1 protein-coding gene is annotated in these 1,652 nt (G+C 70.3%); it reads right to left on the reverse strand.

Annotated features, from left to right (window positions below; genetic code table 11):
* A partial coding sequence (locus tag ACEPPI_RS40460) for a DUF1906 domain-containing protein (RefSeq protein ID WP_373920232.1) occupies window positions 1–1,352 on the reverse strand: 1,352 nt, incomplete at its 3' end.
* Window positions 1,353–1,652: the final 300 nt, after the last annotated feature.

Below are 1,652 nucleotides of genomic sequence, written 5' to 3' on the forward strand. Positions count from 1 at the left end.
GGCATATCGCCCTGAGCACCGAACGCGGCCTTCCCCGACAGGTTCCCGCCCCGGTCCGACACGTAGAACCACGACTCCCCCGGACGGTACACACCCACCGTCGTCGCGGTCCTGGGAGTCGCCGGCCCGTTCAGGGCGACGTCCAGGTAGTCGCGGTCGATCTGGATCTGCTTGCCGCCCCATGACTCCGTGACGTTGCCGCTGTACTGGTGGACGCGCTGGTGGTTGGCCCACGCCCAGCTGGGGAGCGCCGGGTCATTGGTGTCCGCGGCGCCGTTCCACTGGGCGCTGAAGACGACATCGGGCATGGTGTGGCTGCCCGTGTGGGACGCCAGGTCGGCGATGCCCGAGGAAGAGCTGCTGTAGACCGCGGAGTTGTAGCCGCGGGCGTGGAGCTGCTCGGTCCAGGCGGAGAGGAAGGCGAGCACGTTGCCCGAGTACGCGCTGCTGTAGGCCTCCATGTCGTAGTACAGGAGGGACCCGGGGCCGAGCCCCAGCGCGGCGGCATTGTCCACCGCGTCATCCGCGACGCTCTTGCCTTCGGCGGCGGGAGAGCTGATCTGGCTCGCCTGCGGGCCGACGTAGATCGGCATGAAGCGCCAGCCGGCGGAGGCCTGCTGCTGGACCCACGAGGCGGTGAGGTTCTTCTGGGGGCATGCCCTGTTCCGGCCACCGATGTAGATGCCGACGGCCCTGTACGGAGAGCTCGTCATCCATGCGTTCATGGTGCCGGAGTCCGGGGCGGTGCAGGCGTCGAACCCCTTGCCGGTGAAGTTCGTCAGGTCGGCCGAGGTCGTCGCCGCGGCCGCCGCCGTCACGGGTGCAGCCGAGCGGGCGGCCGGTGCGGCGGCGAGGCGCGACTGCTTCGCCGGCGCCGCGGCCGGCACCCCGGCGGCCGCGAGGATGCCGCGGACCAAGGACTGGTCGTCGGCGTAGGTGGCCGTCACCCGCATGCCCTTGGCCCCGCCGACGATCTCGTGCTCGACCTCGCGGACCGTGGTGCCCTGCTCGGTGCTGCCGGACGAGTCCGGTTCCAGGAGCAGCGCCTCGGTCCGACCGACCAAGTGGGAGGGGCAGTTCTGCTGCGTGCCGGGAGTGCCGAGGTAGACGGCGTGCCGATCGAAGCGTACGCATGCGGTGGGATCGGCGTTCAGATCGACGACGTCCCAACTGTCGGGGACCTTGAACCGGTGTCCTTGGAAGGTCACCGTTTTGGACGCGGCATCCGCAGCGGGCGTCGCCGCCTGGGCCGAGCCGATGGACGGGCCGATCACGGCTGCCGTGGCGGCCAGGACGGCGAGGCCTCGCCTCAGGGGCGTCAGAGAGTGGCGGGACGCGCGTGTTTGGGGCATGGAGGTCTCCTGTGAGAGCTGTAGGAAGTAAGCGGTGGATGCGGTGGGCGGGAGGGGCGGCCCCGCTGCTGCCAGCGGGGCCGCGGCCCTCGACCGAGGCGGCTCGGCGGATCGAGCACCGGCTCAGACGGGTGTTGAGGTCACCACTGGCCGGTGATGGGGGTGTCGCCGGGGACTCCGAAACGGGCTTGGTAGATCACGGAGTTGGAGTCCTTGGCGGCGCCGAAGAAGTCGGACTCCGCCGGACGGTAGACACCGACCTTGTCGGTCCCGTCACCGTTCCAGTCACCCTTGACCGGG

It is taken from the genome of Streptomyces sp. AB3(2024) (genome assembly GCF_041862025.1).
Taxonomy (GTDB): Bacteria; Actinomycetota; Actinomycetes; order Streptomycetales; family Streptomycetaceae; genus Streptomyces.